This is a genomic window from Massilia sp. CF038 (assembly GCF_900129765.1).
Lineage (GTDB): Bacteria > Pseudomonadota > Gammaproteobacteria > Burkholderiales > Burkholderiaceae_D > Telluria_A.
This window is the reverse complement of record NZ_FQWU01000002.1, coordinates 439,119-456,902: the sequence shown is the minus strand read 5'-3', so window position 1 is coordinate 456,902 and position 17,784 is coordinate 439,119. Positions and strand designations below refer to the sequence as shown.

Here is a 17,784-nt window from a genome sequence, read left to right as displayed (position 1 = left end):
TATACCATGAATGGCCTTGAACCCCAAGAAATGCACTCTGCGAAACGGGCGCGGTCCGGTAAAATACGCCTCTTTGATTTGCTGACAATTTCTCTATGCCAAGGCCGCTGACCGCAACCATTCATCTCGATTCGATGGCGCACAACCTGGCGCGGGCCCGTGCCTGCGTGCCCGGTGCGCGCGCTTGGGCTGTGGTCAAGGCCAATGCCTATGGCCATGGCCTGGAACGGGGCATGCGCGCCTTTGCCGATGCCGACGGCCTGGCCCTGATCGAGCCCGACAATGCATTGCGCCTGCGCGAGCTGGGTTGGACCAAGCCCATTTTGCTGCTGGAAGGCTTGTTCGACGCGGCCGATGCGGCCATGCTGGCAGCGCACCGGATTGACAGCACTGTCCATACAATGGAGCAAATTGTGCTGCTGGAGCAGGCAGCCCTGGCGGGCCCGATCGATATCCATTTGAAAATGAACACCGGCATGAACCGGCTTGGTTTTACGCCTGAAGCCTTTGCCACCGCCTACGCGCGCCTGCGCGCCATTGCCGCCGTGCGCGATATTACCCTGATGACCCACTTCGCCAATGCGGACGAGCTTGAGCACCCGCGCCTGACCATCGGCGAGCAACTGGCGCGCTTTGCCAGCGGCGCGGCGGGCCTTGCCGGCCTGCGCAGCCTGTCCAATTCGGGCGGTGTGCTGCACCACGATGCGCTGGCTGGCCGTCTGACGACCGATTGGATTCGCCCAGGCATCATGCTGTACGGCGGTACCCCGGGCGGCAAGACGGCGGCCGAGTTCGGTTTATTGCCGACCATGACGCTGGCCAGCGAAATCATTGGCATCCAGCAGATTGAAGCGGGCGACAGTGTCGGTTACGGCAGCCGCTTTGTGGCTGATCGTGCCATGCGCATCGGCATCGTTGCCTGCGGTTACGCCGACGGTTATCCGCGCCACGCCGGCCCCGACACGCCGGTCCTGGTGGCGGGCCAGCGCAGCACGCTGGTCGGGCGCGTCTCGATGGACATGCTCACCGTTGACCTGTCGGCCATCCCCGACGCGTGCGTCGGGACCCCTGTAGTATTGTGGGGCGCCGGCTTGCCAATCGATGAAGTGGCCAGCGCCGCCGGCACCATCGGTTACGAATTAATGTGCGCGCTCGCGCCCCGCGTGCGCGTGCTCGAAGGTCCATTGGAGCATCATGGCTAAGCCAAAAACCAGTTACGTCTGCAGCGATTGCGGCGGCATCAGCAGTAAATGGACGGGCCAGTGCCCGTCCTGCCGCGCCTGGAACACCCTGGTCGAAACCGTGATCGAGGCGCCTGGCGTGAACCGCTTGTCCCAGCCGCAGCATAAAAGCCTGGCGCAAACGGCGCCAGTGCTGTCGCTGGCCGACATTGAAGCGATCGACATTCCCCGTTTCGGCACTGGCATCGAAGAATTCGACCGCGTGCTGGGTGGCGGCCTGGTGCCAGGCGGGGTAGTGCTCATTGGCGGCGACCCGGGCATCGGCAAGTCGACCCTGCTGCTGCAGGCGCTGGCCAACATTTCGCATTTGAAAAAGACCCTGTATGTCAGCGGCGAGGAATCCGGCGCCCAGATCGCCCTGCGGGCCAAACGCCTGGCCGTGGATGCGCGCGAACTCAAGTTGCAGGCTGAAATCCAGCTGGAAAAAATTCTTGCCACCCTGGCCGATCTGCAGCCGGAAGTGGCAGTCATCGATTCGATCCAGACCGTGTATTCGGACGCGCTCACGTCCGCGCCCGGTTCCGTGGCCCAGGTGCGCGAATGCGCCGCGCAGCTCACCCGCGTGGCCAAGCAGACTGGCATCACCATCATTCTGGTGGGCCATGTGACCAAGGAAGGCGCGCTGGCTGGTCCCCGCGTGCTGGAACACATTGTCGATACCGTGCTGTATTTCGAAGGCGATACCCAGAGCAGCTTCCGCCTGGTGCGCGCCATTAAAAACCGCTTTGGCGCCGTCAACGAGCTGGGCGTGTTTGCCATGACCGAAAAAGGCTTGAAGGGCGTGTCCAATCCCTCGGCCCTGTTCCTGTCCCAGCACGACAACCAGGTGCCCGGCTCGTGCGTGATGGTGACCCAGGAAGGCACCCGCCCGCTGCTGGTGGAAATCCAGGCCCTGGTCGACACCAGCCACCTGCCCAATGCGCGCCGCCTGTCGGTGGGCCTGGAGCAGAACCGCCTGGCCATGCTGCTGGCGGTGCTGCACCGTCACGCCGGCATTGCGGCTTTCGATCAAGATGTGTTTATCAATGCTGTTGGCGGGGTCAAGATTACCGAGCCAGCCGCGGACTTGGCGGTGCTGCTGGCGATCAATTCGTCAATGCGCAACAAACCCTTGCCACGCGGCCTGGTGGTGTTTGGCGAAGTGGGCCTGGCCGGTGAAATTCGCCCGGCGCCACGCGGTCAGGAACGGCTGCGCGAAGCGGCCAAGCTGGGCTTTTCGATTGCCTTGATTCCGAAATCGAATGTGCCGAAGCAAAAAATCGAAGGCATGACCATCGTTGCCGTGGAACGGATCGACGAAGCCTTCAACAAGTTGCGCGAGCTGGACTAATAACAACTAACTTTTTTGGATGAACGAGTGCGTAGCGATCAAAGAAATGCAAGCCGTAAGATATTGAAGGTAAAAGCACTGCTCAACGTGGAGGGACTGGAAACGCAAAAGGCGCGCACGCTCGACGTGGGCAGCGATGGCGTGTGCTTGGTGACGGACAATCCGCTCAAGCCGGGCGCGCTCGCAACCGTGCACTTTGAAGTTTTTCACGATGGCAAATTGCAGCCGATCACGGCACGCTCCAAGGTGCAGTACTGCATCTTGAGCAATGAAGGCTTCAAGGTCGGCTTCCAGTTCGTCAACCTGGACTTGTCGGCCATGGCAGTCCTGTCCAAGCTCTTGCACTGACGCCGCTTTGAACGTCGCGAACCACGGCCGGACGCAAAATCTGCTAACGTAAAGACGTGTGCATAGGCAGGAGCTGCCGATGGCGAATCGCCTCAATTTCAGTTATACCGACATGGAGCGCTGGCTCGACGAGCGCCGTGTCACCGAAATCGAATGTCTGGTGCCTGACCTGACCGGCGTGGCACGCGGCAAAATTCTGCCGCGTGCCAAGTTTGCCGAAGAGCGGGGCATGCGCATTCCCGAAGCCGTGCTCGGCATGACCGTCACCGGCAACTACCCGCAGGACGACGCCGCTTATCTGCGCGCCATTGCCGCCACTGACCGCGACATGATCCTCAAGGCCGACCCGGCTACCATCACCATGGTGCCCTGGGCGCTGGACCCGACTGCCCAGGTGGTGCACGACTGCTACTTTGCCGATGGCACCCTGGTTGATTTTGCCCCGCGCAGCGTGCTGCGGCGCGTGCTGCGCCTGTACGCGGAGCGGGGCTGGGCGCCCACCATCCGGCCCGAAGTGGAGTTTTACCTCACCGCCCGCAATACCGACCCCGACTTGCCCTTGCGCTCGCCAGTGGGGCGCAGCGGCCGCGCGGAAACCAGCCGCCAGGTCTACAGCATCGACGCCGTCAACGAATTCGATCCCCTGTTCGAAGACATCTACGATTATTGCGAGCTGATGGCGCTTGACGTCGATACCCTGATTCACGAAATTGGCGCTGGCCAGATCGGCATGGATTTTCTTACCGGCACGCCGCTGGCCATGGCTGACCACCTGTTCTATTTCAAGCGCATGCTGCGTGAAGCGGCGCTCAAGCACGATATGTACGCCACCTTCATGGCCAAGCCGCTCGCGCACGAGCCGGGTTCGGCCATGCACCTGCATCAAAGCGTGCTGGACGCCGACAGCGGCGCCAATCTGTTCAGCAATCCCGACGGGTCGCCCTCGCGCGCCTTCTACCACTTCATTGGTGGCTTGCAGCATTACATGCCCTCGGCCATGGCGCTGGCTGCGCCTTACGTCAATTCCTACCGCCGCATTGTGCGCAATGCCACCGCGCCCATCAACGTGCAGTGGGGCTGGGACAACCGCACCACGGGCTTCCGGGTGCCGGAAGCAACGCCACAGGAGCGCCACGTTGAAAACCGGGTGATTGGTGCTGACGCCAATCCTTACCTGGCGTTTGCGCTGACGCTGGCCTGCGGCTACCTGGGCATGACCGAACAGCGCGAACCGGCGCCGCCCATGACCGGCAGCGCCCAGGCGCTCGATTTCGAACTGCCGCAAGGCTTGCCCGAAGCGCTCAAGCTGCTGCGGGCAGCCGATCCGCTGCGTGCGGTGCTGGGTGAGCGCTTTGTTGACGTGTACGCCGCCATCAAGGATCTGGAGCATCTTGAATTCATGACGGTCATCAGTCCGTGGGAGCGTGAGCATTTGCTGCTGCACGTGTAGCGGGGCCACTCCACGGGTAGTGACAGCCTGGCTTACCACCACATCGCTGGATATTCGTAGAACAAAAGTGCGACTTACCACCACATCGCTGGATATTCGTGGAACAAAAGTGTGACTACCACCACATCGCCCTCGCGTAGGCGGGGGCCCATGCCGTGCTAACGAATTCGGTAAGATGGCATGGGCACCCGCCTCCGCGAGTGCGATGTGGTGGCGACCCGCACGATGTCTACCAGCACATCGCCCTCGCGTAGGCGGGGGCCTATACCGTGCTACCGAATTCGGTGCGGTGGCATAGGCACCCGCCTCCGCGAGTGCGATGTGGTGGTCGATATGGCGGCTTACTGAGCTGCACAGGCCCCAGCCTCAGGCCTTGACCACCAGATCCGGCGCCATCACCGCTTTCAGATACAGACTGTACGGGTCAAGCGGATCGCGCTGCACCAGCCACCAGGCATTGCCCTTTTTGATCTCCCAATCCTGTGGCTCCCCTGACATGAGCAGGGCCGCTACCTGGCCCAATGTAGGCTGGTGCCCGACCACCAGCACGGGTTCCTTCGCGTTTGGCCAGTTCGCTGCCTGCAGCACATCTTCGGCGTCGGCGCCCGGCTCCAATGCCGCCACAATTTTAAACTTGCGCTTCAACGGTTCGACCGTCTGCAGCGCGCGCTTGGCCGGGCTGACCAGCACCTTGCAGCCTTCCGGCAATTGCGCGGTCAGCCACTCGGCCATGCGTCTGGCCTGCTTTTGGCCCTTGGGAGTGAGGGCGCGTTCCATGTCGCTTTCGCCGGCTTCGGCATCGAAGGCTTCTGCATGCCGCCATAAGATCAGATCCATGCTTCCTCCTCAGTTCAGCTTCAGGTGTCGGTGGACGGGGAGCCGAGCAGCGTCATCAGATACTGCTGGGCCGAGAACCTGGCCTGTTTGCCGCGCGCTTTGCGCCGGTGGTAGTGGCCGTCCGCGTCCAGTTCCCACGCGTTCGAGTTATCTTTCAGGTAGGGGTTCAGTCCCTCGGCAATCACGCGCTTCTTCAAGTTCTTGTCCAGCACGGGGAAGGCGACTTCAATGCGCCGGTACAAATTGCGGCTCATCCAGTCGGCGCTGGCGAGATACACATCGTGCTGCAAGTCGTTGCGGAAGTAATAGATGCGGCTGTGTTCCAGGAAGCGCCCGATGATCGAACGCACCTTGATGTTTTCAGACAGTCCCGGCACACCCGGTTTCAGGGTGCAGGCGCCGCGCACGATCAGATCGATCTTCACGCCGTCGTGCGAGGCCGCGTACAGCGCGCGGATCAGGGTTTCATCGACCAGGGCATTGACCTTGACGATAATACGCCCCGGCCGCCCGGACTTCGCAATCTTCGCTTCGTTGCGCACAGCCTTGAGAATTTCGTTGTGGAGGGCAAAGGGCGCCAGCCAAAGGTGGTGCAGCTTGTTGGGCTTGGTCAGGCTGGTCAGATGAATGAAGACTTCATTCACGTCGTGTCCCATGTCCTGATTGGCCGTCAGCAGGCCAAAATCGGTGTACAGGCGCGTGGTGGTCAGGTGGTAATTGCCGGTACCCAGGTGGGCGTAGAACTGCAAGCCGGTTTCCTCGCGCCGGATCACCAGAGCCACTTTGGCATGGGTCTTCAAGCCCACCACACCATAGACCACCTGCGCGCCGGCTTGTTCCAGCTTGTCGGCCCAGTTGATGTTGGCTTCTTCGTCAAAGCGCGCCATCAGTTCCAGAATCACCGTCACTTCCTTGCCTGCGCGGGCCGCATTCATCAGCGCTTCCATCAACTCCGAGTGCATGCCGGTGCGGTAGATGGTTTGCTTGATGGCCACCACTTGCGGGTCTTGCGCGGCCACGGTGACAAAGTCCACCACGGTCTGGAAGGACTGGAAAGGGTGGTGCAAGAGCAGATCGTGTTTTTGCAGCTGCTCAAAAATACCGGTATTGGCCGTTTTTGGCGGCAAGCCCGGCACAAACGGTGGGAAGCGCAGGGCGGGCTGCTTGGCCAGATCAATCAGCTCGGTCAGGCGCACCAGGTTGACCGGGCCGTCCACTGCGTACAGGCGGCTTGGATCAAGGCTGAACTGGTCCAGCAAAAACTCCGAAAGTTCTGGTGGGCAATTTTTTGCCACTTCCAGCCGCACCGAGGTGCCGAACTGGCGGCCTTGCAATTCGCCCTTGAGGGCCTGGCGCAGGTTTTTGACTTCTTCCTCGTCCACCCACAGGTCGCTGTCGCGCGTGACCCGGAACTGGGAATAGGCCAGCACATCGCGCCCGGTAAACAAGTCTTCGATATGTGAGTGAATAATGGATGACAGCAGGCAGAACGAGGGCCCGTTCTTGGACAGATTGTCCGGCAGGCGGATCACGCGCGGCAGTACCCGTGGCGCCTTGACGATGGCAATGGCAGTCCCGCGGCCGAATGCATCCTTGCCCGACAGCGAAATAATAAAGTTGAGCGACTTGTTAACCACTTGCGGAAACGGGTGGGCCGGGTCCAGCCCGATGGGAGTGAGCAGGGGCCGCACTTCGCGTTCAAAATATTCCTTCACCCAGGCCCGCTGCGCTTCGTTGCGGTCTGAATGGCGCACCAAATGCACGCCGGCTTTTTGAAGCTGCGGCAAGACTTCGGTGTTGAGGATCTCGTACTGGCGCTTGACCAGGTTGTGGCATTCAGCGCTGATGCGGGCCAGGGAAGCGGCCAGGCCAGGATCTTCTGCCAGATTGCCTTGTGCCAGCAGACTGGCCACGCGCACCTCGAAAAATTCATCGAGGTTGTTACTCACAATGCATAAATAACGCAAGCGTTCGAGCAGGGGCAGGGCGCTGTCTTCCGCCTGCGCCAGAACGCGCCGGTTAAAGGTCAGCTGGGACAGTTCGCGGTCGAGGAAGACGTTGGACAAGGTTGCAGCAGTGCCAGTTTTCATCGGTTTCCGTCTTGAAGGGCGTGTAATAAATGACCTTTAGTGTAGTTTGGAAATATGACAAGTTAGTGACAGTGCGCTAAGGAAACTAGCGTGTCGAGCATCTTTTCAAGGGTATCATGCCTCGGGAAACTGCATATTTCATCAAATTTCGTTCATGTCATAAACGTGTCATATTGCGCCGCTAGACTGCGCAGCATTGACTGAAGTACACGCTTCTTTCATTAACCCAACTTAGGATTTGATATGCGAATGAAACAGCTGTTAGCTTCCCTCGTCGTTGGTGCATCGGTCTTTGGCGCCATGTCCACCGCAATCGCCGCCGACATGACCGGCGCGGGCGCAACGTTCCCGTACCCAATCTACGCGAAATGGGCCGAGAACTACAAGAAAGCAACCGGCAACGGTCTGAACTATCAATCGGTCGGCTCCGGCGCCGGCATCAAGCAGATCAAGGCCAAGACGGTCGACTTCGGCGCGTCCGACAAGCCACTGAAAGTGGAAGAACTGGACGAAGCCGGTCTGATGCAATTCCCGGCCATCATGGGCGGCGTGGTTACCGTCATCAACCTGGATGGCATCGCCCCAGGCGCCATGAAGCTGACCGGTCCGGTCATCGCCGATATCTACATGGGCAAGATCACCCAGTGGAACGCACCAGCAATCGCTGCGCTGAACCCAGGCATGAAGCTGCCAGCCGACGAAATCACCGTTGTGCACCGCGCTGACGGCTCGGGCACCACCTTCCTGTTCACCGACTACCTGTCGAAAACCAGCCCGGAATTCAAGACCAAGGTCGGCGCTGACGCAGCCGTGAAATGGGCTGTGGGCGTGGGCGGCAAGGGCAACGAAGGCGTTGCTGCCAACGTTCAGCGGATCAAGGGTTCGATCGGCTACGTTGAATGGGCGTTTGCCAAGAAGAACAAGATCGCGCACACCCAGCTCAAGAACAAGGAAGGCGTGTTCCTGCAGCCGGACGACGACGCGTTCAAGGCAGCTGCAGCATCGGCTGACTGGGCCAAGACCCCAGGTTTCGGCATCGTGCTGACCGACCAGCCAGGCAAAGCCAGCTGGCCAATCACCGGCGTGTCGTACATCCTGATGCACAAGTCGCAGGCAGACGCTGCCAAGGCCAAGGAAGTACTCAAGTTCTTCGACTACTCGTTCAAGAACGGTGACGCAGCCGCTGTCGAACTGGACTACGTTCCTTTGCCTGACACCGTCACCAAGCTGGTGGCCGATGCCTGGAAAGCAAACCTGAAAGACGCAGCCGGCAAGGCTGTCTGGTAATACCTGCTTCCACCCTGCGCCCCGCGGCGCAGGGTGGAAAAGCAAAGCGCCGGCCTAGCTGGTGGGCGCTCCGCTTTTCCACCCTGACTACCCGAACAATATGAGTGCAAACCCCACTGTAATGTTGGATCTTCCCAAGCCAGCCGAGCGTCAAGCCGAGCTGGCTGCGATGCATTCAACGATGCGCAAACAGCGTATTCAGGATTTTATTTTTCACAAGCTGACGATGATGTTTGCGGGGTCAGTGCTGCTGGTTCTGCTGGGCATTATCGTGATGCTGGCGATCGAGTCCGTGCCGACCTTCAAGCAATTCGGCGTGTCCTACATCTGGCGGGTCGAGTGGGACCCCGCCAACGATGAATTTGGCGCCGCGATCGCCATTGTCGGCACCCTGGTCACGTCCTTCATTGCCTTGCTGATCGCGTTTCCCATCAGCTTTGGTATCGCCTTGTTCCTGACCGAAATTTGCCCAGTATGGCTGCGTCGGCCGATGGGCACCGCAGTTGAGCTGCTGGCCGGCATCCCGTCGATCATTTACGGTATGTGGGGCATGTTTGTGTTTGCGCCCTTGTTTGCGGAATATGCCCAGCCTTTCCTGAAGAGCACCCTGGGCCAGTTGCCCGTCATCGGGCAACTGTTCAAGGGTCCGATGATGGGGATCGGCGTGCTGACCGCCGGCCTGATCCTGGCCGTGATGATCATCCCCTTTATTGCCTCGGTCATGCGCGACGTGTTTGAAACCGTGCCGGCCGTCTTGAAAGAGTCGGCCTACGGTCTGGGCTGCACGCGTTGGGAAGTGGTGCGCAAGGTCGTACTGCCTTACACCAAGATTGGCGTGGTCGGCGGCGTCATGTTGGGCCTGGGCCGCGCCCTGGGCGAAACCATGGCCGTGACCTTCGTGATTGGTAACGCCAACAAGCTGTCCTGGTCACTGTTTTCGGCCGGCAGCAGTATCTCGTCCACCCTGGCCAATGAATTTGCCGAGGCCCAGTCGCCGCTGCACGTGTCCTCCTTGTTCACGTTGGCGCTGATTCTGTTCATCATCACCTTTATCGTTCTCTCGGCCGCCAAACTGATGTTGGCTGGCATGTCCCGCAAGGAAGGCGTCAAATGAGTACCAGTGTCGTCAATCCCGTCTACCGCAAACGTCTGTTCGCCCACCGTATCGGCATTTCGCTGTCGGTACTGGCCATGGCCCTAGGTCTGATTTTCCTGTTCTGGATCCTGGCCACCCTGGTGCTCAAGGGCCTGGGCGGCATTTCGCTGGACTTCTTCGTCAACGACATGCCGGCGCCTGGCTCCCCCAACGGCGGCGTGCGCAACGGCATTATTGGCAGTCTGATGATCGTCGGCCTGGCCACCTTCATTAGCACCCCGATCGGCGTGCTGGCCGGTATCTATCTGGCTGAATACGGCGAAGAAAATAAGTTCGCCCAGGTCACCCGTTTCGTCACGGACATCATGCTGTCGGCGCCGTCCATCGTGCTGGGCATGTTCGTGTGGTCGATGTATGTAAATGTGAGCAAGCATTTCTCTGGCTACGCTGGTGCGGTGGCCTTGTCGCTGATCGCCATTCCAGTGGTGGTACGCACCACCGACAACATGCTGCGCCTGGTCCCAAGCAGTTTGCTGGAAGCGGCTTTCGCGCTGGGCGCGCCACGCTGGAAGGTGGCCACCATGGTGCGCCTGCGTGCGGTAAAGGCCGGTGTGGTCACCGGCGTGCTGCTGGCTGTGGCCCGTATTGCTGGCGAAACCGCGCCGCTGCTGTACACCGCTTTCAACAACCAGTTCTTCAGCCTCGACATGAATGGCGCCATGGCCAATCTGCCGGTGATGATCAACTCGATGGCGATGAACCCGAGCGACGAATGGAAATCCCTGGCTTGGGGCGCTGCACTGCTGGTTACCTTCAGTGTGCTGCTGCTCAACCTGCTGTCCCGTACCGTGTTCACCCAGAAAACACCAAAATAAATCATTTGAAGAAATCGCCATGAGCCCATTGCCTGCACCAAACCAAGTTGTGACGCCGAAGAACAAGACGATCGAGATTTCGAACCTGGATTTCTTTTACGGTAAAACGCAAAGCCTGAAGAACGTCAGCCTCGACATCCACGAAAAGCAGGTAACGGCCTTTATCGGCCCGTCGGGCTGCGGTAAGTCGACGCTGCTGCGCACCCTCAACCGCATGTACGATCTGTACCCTGGCCAGCGCGCTGAAGGTTCGATCATGTACCGCGGCCGCAATATCCTCGAACCTGGCCAGGACGTGAACATGCTGCGCGCCAAGGTGGGCATGGTGTTCCAGAAGCCGACCCCGTTCCCGATGTCGGTCTACGACAACATCGCCTTTGGCGTGCGCCTGTACGAAGACTTGTCCAAGGGTGAAATGGACGAGCGCGTGGAATGGGCCCTGAAAAAGGCGGCCTTGTGGGGCGAAGTGAAGGACAAACTGACCAAGAGCGGCCTGTCGCTGTCCGGCGGCCAGCAACAGCGCCTGTGCATCGCGCGTGGCGTTGCCGTCAAACCGGACGTGCTGCTGCTGGACGAACCAACCTCGGCACTGGATCCGATCTCGACCGCCAAGGTGGAAGAGCTGATTAGCGAACTCAAGCAGGATTACACGATCACCATCGTGACCCACAATATGCAACAGGCCGCGCGCTGCTCGGATTACACTGCGTACATGTACCTCGGCGAATTGGTGGAATTTGGCGAAACTGACCAAATCTTCATGAATCCAGCCCGCAAGGAAACGCAAGACTACATCACCGGCCGTTTCGGCTGATCAGAAAAATTAGATACGGAGAGCAGTAATGATAGGTGAACACTCATCCAAGCAGTACGACCACGAACTTGAAACCATCCGCTCCAAGGTATTGCTGATGGGTGGCCTGGTCGAAACCCAGTTCCTTGACGCGATGACTTGCTTCCGCATCGGTAACCCGGAACGCGCCGACCGCGTGATTGCCGAGGACGACGAAGTCAACCAGCTGGAAGTGGCGCTCGACGACGCCTGCAGCCACCTGATCGTGCGCCGCCAGCCCACCGCCAACGATTTGCGCACGGTCATGGCCACCATCAAGGTCATTACCGACCTGGAACGCATTGGCGACGAGGCCAGCAAGATCGCCCGCACGTCCAAAAGCCTGCACAGCCGCGGCGTGCCTGGCTTGAACCACTATGAAATGGTGCGCACCATTGCCACTTCCACCTCGGACATGCTGCACGATGCGCTGGACGCGTTTGCCCGTCTGGACGGCAAGCAAGCCTTGCAACTGATTGCCCAGGATGCCGTGGTCGACCACGAATTCAAGTCCATCATGCGCAACCTGATCACCTTCATGATGGAAGACCCGCGTACCATTTCTTCCGCGCTGGACACGCTGTGGGTGGCCAAGGCCATCGAGCGCATTGGCGACCATGCGAAAAACATCGCCGAATACGTGATCTACGTGGTCGAAGGCAAGGACATCCGTCACACCAAGCCTGCATTGCCGGCGGTGACCTTGCCGGGAGCGTAAGCAGGATGGCAGTCGATAAAACCACCGTCCTGATTGTGGAAGATGAGCCAGCCATCATTGAGCTGGTCACGTTCTCGCTGCGGGAAACGGGCTGGAATGTGAAGTCGGTGCAAAATGTGGCCGATGCCTGGGACTTCATTTTGCAGCGCAGTCCGCATTTGATCTTGCTGGACTGGATGCTGCCTGATCAGACTGGTCTGCGTCTGCTGTCGCGGATTCGTGCCGACCGTAATTTCCAGGATATTCCCGTCATCATGTTGACGGCCAAGAGCATGGAAGAAGACAAGATTGCGGGGCTGAACACTGGTGCTGACGATTATGTGACCAAGCCGTTCTCGCCCCGGGAATTGCTGGCGCGCAGCCGCGCTCTGCTGCGCCGCAAGAGCCCCGAGCATGCCGAAACCGCGATGAGCGCAGGCGAGGTCACGCTTGACCCGGTCAGCTGCACCGTGTCGCTCAGCGGTAGCAAGATCGAGATTGGCCATGCCGAGTTCAAGCTGCTGAAGTTCTTCCTCGCCCACCCGGAACGCGTGTTTTCGCGCAGCCAGCTGCTCGACAAGGTGTGGGGCGACCATGCCGTGATCGAGGAACGCACGGTGGACGTGCACGTGCTGCGTCTCCGTAAGGCGCTGAAAGAAGCCGAAGGATTGATCCGCACGGTACGCAGCGTTGGGTATATGCTGTCGGTGAAGTAACACCGCCACCACTACAACATCGTCCTCGCGAAGGCGGGGACCCATACCACAGCGCCGCATTCGGATGCGTGGAATGGCCCCCCGCCTTCGCGAGGGCGATGTATGAAGGTTAACAATGCAGTCAGCTGCCTCAATGATCAACCGATGAACCCCAAACTGCTGTTCTGGATCCCCGCGCTGTTGCGCGTCTTTTTCATTCTGCTGGGCAGCGCCGTGGTCGGCTGGCTGTTCGGCCCGGTCTATGGTCTGGGCGTGGCCTTGCTGGCGGTGCTGTCGCTGCTGATCGTCCAGCTCGACTACCTGCACAAGCTGGGCAGCTGGCTGGACGACCCGCAAAGCACCCGTTTGCCAGACGGCTGGGGCTCCTGGACCAACATCTTCTCGCGCCTGTACCGCCTGCGCCGCGACGATGAACGCAACCAGTCCGAGCTGACCGAATGGCTGGCCCGCTTCCGTCAGGCCATGCACCTGCTGCCCGATGGCGTGGCGATCATGGACGACGTCCTGTTCCTGGAATGGTGCAACCCGGCTGCCGAGCGCCACCTGGGCCTGACGCTGGAAAAGGACAAGGGCATGCGGGTGACCAACCTGATCCGCCACCCCGACTTTATCGATTACATCATCCTGGGCCGCTACGAGCAGCCGCTGACGCTGTCGCTGCGCGACCGCAAGCTGATCTGCCAGATCATCCCGTTCGAAAACCGGCGCCAGATCCTGGTCACGCACGATGCGACCGAAACCCAGCGGATCGAGGAAATGCGGCGCGACTTCATCGCCAACGCTTCCCACGAACTGCGTACGCCACTCACGGTCATTGTCGGCTTCCTCGAAATTGCTTCCAGCGAGCCCGATCTGGACGCCGGCACCCGCGCTTCCCATTTAAAGCTGATGACGGAGCAGGGCAGGCGCATGCAGGTGCTGATCGAGGACATGCTGACCCTGTCACGCCTGGAATCGGTTGATTACCCGCTACGGCCTGAGCGGGTCGACATCAAGACCATGGTGGAAGACATTGCCCAGGAGGCGAGGGCGCTGTCCAACGGCCAGCATCTGGTGACCACCACCGTCGAAGGCCCGGATGTAACGGGCAGCGCGGAAGAACTGCGCAGCGCCTTTGGCAATCTTGCCTCGAATGCCGTGCGTTACACGCCGTCTGGCGGCACCATCCATCTGATCTGGCAAAACACGCCCGAAGGCCCGCAGTTTGTCGCATCCGACACCGGCATTGGAATCGACCAGATCCACATAGCGCGTCTGACCGAGCGCTTTTACCGGGTTGACAAGAGCCGTTCGCGCGAAACCCAGGGCACGGGGCTGGGCCTGGCCATCGTCAAGCACGTGCTGCTGCGCCACGGCGGCAACCTGTGCATCAAGTCCGAAGCAGGCAAAGGCAGCAACTTCATCGTGACCCTGCCGCCCGCCCTGATTGCGGCCTGAGCGGGGAGGGGCGCGGTAGGCGCTCTGCATGAATGCAGGTACAATCGCGTTCGCTTGCCTTCCCCCAGCTACCGGTACTGATTATATGTATTTGAAACGTTTTGCCCTGATTTCCCTGCTTTCTTTCCTGACTGCCTGCGGTACCACGCCGCCGCCGGCACCTGTGGCGCCAGTCGAGCCTGCCGTGGTCGCGCCGGTGGTGGTGGCGCCCGTGGCGCCCAAAAAAGTACGCATTGGCCTGGCACTGGGCGGTGGCGCCGCGCGCGGCTTTGCCCACATTGGTGTGATCAAGGCCTTGGAAGCGCAGGGCATCTACCCGGAAATCGTGGTCGGCACCAGCGCCGGCAGTGTGGTCGGCGCCCTGTACGCAGCCGGCAACGACGGTTTTGCGCTGCAGCGTTCGGCCATGGAGATGGATGAAGCCAGCATTTCCGATTGGGCTTTGCCACTGCTGTTTAGCAAGTCGTCGGGCGTGCTGAAGGGCGAGGCGCTGGAAGACTACGTCAACAAGGCGGTGCGCAATGCGCCAATGGAAAAACTCAAGCGCAAATTCGGCGCCGTTGCGACGGACCTGAATAGCGGCAAGCCGATCCTGTTCCAGCGCGGTAATACCGGTCAGGCCGTGCGCGCCTCGTCCTCCGTGCCCAGTGTGTTCCAGCCTGTAAAAATCGGCAAACATTCCTATGTCGACGGCGGCCTGGTGGCCCCGGTGCCAGTGCGCTTCGCACGCGAAATGGGCGCCGACTTCATCATCGCGGTCAATATTTCGACGCAGGCCGATGCGCAGGCGGCGGTCAGCTCGGTCGAAGTGCTGTTGCAAACCTTTGCCATCATGGGGCAGCGTCTGAACGTCTACGAGCTCAAGGATGCGGACATCGTCATCCAGCCGGCCCTCGGCAAAATGGCTGGCAACGACTTTGCAGCACGCAATTTGGCGATTCTGGCTGGCGAGCAAGCGGCGGCAGCGGTAATGCCGCAGATCAAAGCCAAGCTCAAGGCTGCGCAACAGCAATAGTGCTTATACGGCGCGCCATATCGGCGTCGCAATTGGCTGCTCTACAATGCCGAGCAATTGATAAAGACAAGGAAACACCATGCTGACCAAATCTGTACTGCAACTGGCTGATGTAAAGAAAATCGCCGCGGCCGCTGAAGCCGAAGCGCTGGCCAATAACTGGGCGGTGGCCATTGCCATCGTTGACGATGGCGGTCATCTGCTGTGGTTGCAGCGTCTGGACGGCGTGGCACCAATTTCCTCCCATATTGCGCCTGCCAAGGCCAAGACGGCGGCCTTGGGTCGCCGCGAGAGCAAGATCTACGAAGACATCATCAATAACGGCCGTACTTCCTTCCTCAGTGCGCCGTTCCTGGACGGCATGCTGGAGGGCGGCGTGCCCATCATTGTGGATGGTCAGGTGATTGGCGCGGTCGGTGTCTCCGGCGTCAAGTCGGACCAGGATGCCCAGATTGCCAAGGCAGGGATCGCCGCCCTCGTCTGATTCAGCCGGTACGCCGGCTTCCATCCAACGTCACCCTCGCGACATGGGCGCCAGGGTGACGTTGTTGTTTACGGTCTTACCAAAATTCGAATGTGGTCAGACCAAATGTTGTTTTTATGAGCTATATGTAAATTTTTTCTCAAATTGGTCGGTCCAAATTTTCACTGACTGTTCCTCCTCAATGCGCGTCATAGCCCGCCTGAAGGGCGAACTTGCTTCGAAATGTTCATATTTGAACGTTTTTGAAGCGCTTGGGCCGCGAAGTCTCCGTTGACGCAAACTTCAATTAGCACGCATTCTCACTTCAGACCTGCAACGTTGTCAGTTTAATTTCAGATCAGCGGATGTCCGGTCAACCACCGCCAACTCTGGCGGAACAAAAACATTAACGGAGACAGCAATGAAATTCACTTCTTTGAAGTTGGCAATGATGGCGGTTGGGGTTGTGGCAGCGGGCCAAGCCGTGGCAGGTCCTGTCGGCTACGGCGCGGCCACCACGGGCGGCGGCAGCAAAACCCCGGTCTCGGTGGCCACCCTGGCCGACATGCAGGCCAAGATCAACGCCTACTCTGGCAGCGGCGGCCTGGTGCTGTACTACACGGGCAAATTCAATTTCGCGACTATCACCGACGTGTGCGCACAATGGAAAAAGCCTGCGCAAACGCTGGAAATCAAGAACAAGAGCGACATCACGATCAAGGGCGCGCCCGATTCAAGTGCCAACTTCGGGATTCACATCGTCGGCAATGCCAATAACGTGATCGTGCAAAACATGATGATCGGCTTGCTGCAGGGTGGCGAAGCGGCGGACTCCATTTCCATCGAAGGCAACTCGACCGGCAAGCCTAGCCGCGTCTGGATCGACCACAACACCATCTTCGCATCGCTGACGTCGTGCTCCGGTGCGGGCGATGCCTCGTTTGATGGCGGCATTGATATGAAGAAGGGCGCAAACCACATCACGATTTCGTACAACCACGTGTACAACTATCAGAAGGTCGCTTTGAATGGCTACAGCGACAGCGATACCCTCAATGCCGGTTCGCTCACCACCTACCATAACAACCGGTTCGAAAACGTCAAGTCGCGCCTGCCGCTGCTGCGCCGGGGCAAAGCGCACATCTTCAATAACTACTTCGGCAATGTGGAAACCTCGGGCATCAATATCCGGATGGGTGCGATGGCCTTGATCGAGTCGAATTATTTTGAGAATGTGAAGAACCCGGTCACCTCGCGTGACAGCGACAGCATTGGCTACTGGGAACTGCACAACAACTATGTTGGTAACGGCATCACCTGGACCACCGCGGATGATCCTTATGTGAACGCGACCAATTGGGCGACGACCAAGGCGTATGGTTCGGTTGGTTACAGCTACACGCCGGCAGTGGCATCGAATGTGAAAGCCAAGGCATTCGCCACGGCCGGTGCGCGGACCAACCTGGCTGAATAAACCTTTACCCCACATCGTCCTCGCGGAGGCGGGGACCCATGGCACTTCACATTTGCTATAGGTCCCCGCCTTCGCGAGGACGATGTGGGTTAGGCGTGAATGTTGGGCCCTTCGGGCGCGGAATCAAGCGCATTGCTGCGCGTGAGCCAGTCCGTCAGTTGCGGCATCTCGATCACCAGAATCTCCGGCCCCTGTACAAAGCCGATCTGCACCACGGACGTGGCATCGCAGCTGGTCTTGTTAACAGTCGGTGAGCCATTCACCAGCCTGTCGTACGCCTTGAAGACCTTGTTCTGCCAGCTATGCAAGGCAGAATCGTTGAAGCGATTATTCTCGAAGTAGATCGTCATCGTGCCATCCGGATTGCGGTAGCCGACCATGCCTGAGCCATTTTGAAACAAGCCGCCCCCGGCCTGATCGCCCCCGGACTTGGGCACAAAGACAGCAGCGCGTTTGCCCGGACTGGGCCGTTCCATCGGGGTTTCGAGACCAAACAAGCTCATGTTCACTCTCCAGATTGCGATTTCCGTATCAAATCAAAAATGTGCTGCAATGCCTTCGCCGGTGATTGCCGAGAGGGCGGCTTTGCGCTATAA

17 protein-coding genes are annotated in these 17,784 nt (G+C 59.6%); 14 read left to right on the top strand and 3 right to left on the bottom strand.

Features of this window, described 5'->3' with window-relative positions:
- Positions 1–95: 95 nt before the first annotated feature.
- The 4 genes from alr (at position 96) to BUC24_RS12160 (ending at position 4,369) form a co-directional block, all read left to right on the top strand.
- The gene (gene alr, locus BUC24_RS12175) at positions 96–1,202 is read left to right on the top strand and encodes an alanine racemase (RefSeq protein WP_073216236.1); all 1,107 of its coding nucleotides are present in this window, start codon (positions 96–98) and stop codon (positions 1,200–1,202) included.
- Positions 1,195–2,571: a DNA repair protein RadA gene (radA, locus tag BUC24_RS12170; RefSeq protein WP_073216233.1), complete on the top strand. Its 1,377-nt coding sequence runs from the start codon at positions 1,195–1,197 to the stop codon at positions 2,569–2,571. Before alr ends, radA begins: the two co-directional genes overlap by 8 nt.
- A 27-nt stretch (positions 2,572–2,598) precedes the next feature.
- On the top strand, positions 2,599–2,919 hold the full coding sequence (locus BUC24_RS12165) for a PilZ domain-containing protein (RefSeq protein WP_073216230.1): 321 nt from the start codon (positions 2,599–2,601) through the stop codon (positions 2,917–2,919).
- Between the two features lie 79 nt (positions 2,920–2,998).
- Positions 2,999–4,369, top strand: coding sequence for a glutamine synthetase family protein (locus BUC24_RS12160; RefSeq protein ID WP_073216227.1), 1,371 nt, complete (start codon positions 2,999–3,001; stop codon positions 4,367–4,369).
- Between the two features lie 366 nt (positions 4,370–4,735).
- On the opposite strand, the gene sixA is transcribed toward BUC24_RS12160, so the two are convergent.
- Together sixA and ppk1 are read right to left on the bottom strand one after the other, a co-directional pair.
- Complete coding sequence (sixA, locus tag BUC24_RS12155) at positions 4,736–5,206, bottom strand: phosphohistidine phosphatase SixA (protein ID WP_073216224.1); 471 nt, start codon at positions 5,204–5,206, stop codon at positions 4,736–4,738.
- A 20-nt stretch (positions 5,207–5,226) separates the two neighbouring features.
- A complete protein-coding gene (ppk1, locus tag BUC24_RS12150) occupies positions 5,227–7,296 on the bottom strand; it encodes a polyphosphate kinase 1 (protein ID WP_073216221.1) in 2,070 nt (689 codons plus the stop codon).
- Between the two features lie 243 nt (positions 7,297–7,539).
- Here ppk1 and pstS point away from each other — a divergent pair, with 243 nt between their 5' ends.
- The 10 genes from pstS to BUC24_RS12100 all read left to right on the top strand — a co-directional run bounded on the left by pstS (position 7,540) and on the right by BUC24_RS12100 (position 17,188).
- A complete protein-coding gene (pstS, locus tag BUC24_RS12145) occupies positions 7,540–8,583 on the top strand; it encodes a phosphate ABC transporter substrate-binding protein PstS (protein ID WP_073216218.1) in 1,044 nt (347 codons plus the stop codon).
- A 121-nt stretch (positions 8,584–8,704) separates the two neighbouring features.
- Entirely contained in the window at positions 8,705–9,697 is a 993-nt protein-coding gene (gene pstC / locus BUC24_RS12140) for a phosphate ABC transporter permease subunit PstC (RefSeq protein WP_229448188.1), read from the top strand.
- Complete coding sequence (pstA, locus tag BUC24_RS12135) at positions 9,694–10,554, top strand: phosphate ABC transporter permease PstA (RefSeq protein WP_073216212.1); 861 nt, start codon at positions 9,694–9,696, stop codon at positions 10,552–10,554. The genes pstC and pstA overlap by 4 nt, the downstream gene beginning before the upstream one ends.
- Positions 10,555–10,573: 19 nt before the next feature.
- On the top strand, positions 10,574–11,368 hold the full coding sequence (gene pstB, locus BUC24_RS12130) for a phosphate ABC transporter ATP-binding protein PstB (protein WP_073216209.1): 795 nt from the start codon (positions 10,574–10,576) through the stop codon (positions 11,366–11,368).
- A gap of 28 nt (positions 11,369–11,396) precedes the next feature.
- The gene (gene phoU / locus BUC24_RS12125; RefSeq protein ID WP_073216207.1) at positions 11,397–12,104 is read left to right on the top strand and encodes a phosphate signaling complex protein PhoU; all 708 of its coding nucleotides are present in this window, start codon (positions 11,397–11,399) and stop codon (positions 12,102–12,104) included.
- Positions 12,105–12,109: 5 nt separating this feature from the next.
- Positions 12,110–12,799: a response regulator gene (locus tag BUC24_RS12120; RefSeq protein ID WP_073216204.1), complete on the top strand. Its 690-nt coding sequence runs from the start codon at positions 12,110–12,112 to the stop codon at positions 12,797–12,799.
- 144 nt (positions 12,800–12,943) lie between these two features.
- Positions 12,944–14,236, top strand: coding sequence for a phosphate regulon sensor histidine kinase PhoR (gene phoR, locus BUC24_RS12115; protein ID WP_073220005.1), 1,293 nt, complete (start codon positions 12,944–12,946; stop codon positions 14,234–14,236).
- Between the two features lie 85 nt (positions 14,237–14,321).
- Complete coding sequence (locus BUC24_RS12110; protein WP_073216201.1) at positions 14,322–15,251, top strand: patatin-like phospholipase family protein; 930 nt, start codon at positions 14,322–14,324, stop codon at positions 15,249–15,251.
- Between the two features lie 79 nt (positions 15,252–15,330).
- Positions 15,331–15,735: a GlcG/HbpS family heme-binding protein gene (locus BUC24_RS12105; RefSeq protein WP_073216199.1), complete on the top strand. Its 405-nt coding sequence runs from the start codon at positions 15,331–15,333 to the stop codon at positions 15,733–15,735.
- Positions 15,736–16,135: 400 nt separating this feature from the next.
- Positions 16,136–17,188, top strand: a complete 1,053-nt coding sequence (locus tag BUC24_RS12100; RefSeq protein WP_073216196.1) for a pectate lyase family protein — start codon at positions 16,136–16,138, stop codon at positions 17,186–17,188.
- Between the two features lie 89 nt (positions 17,189–17,277).
- On the opposite strand, the gene BUC24_RS12095 is transcribed toward BUC24_RS12100, so the two are convergent.
- A complete protein-coding gene (locus BUC24_RS12095) occupies positions 17,278–17,691 on the bottom strand; it encodes a hypothetical protein (RefSeq protein ID WP_073216193.1) in 414 nt (137 codons plus the stop codon).
- Between the last annotated feature and the right edge of the window lie 93 nt (positions 17,692–17,784).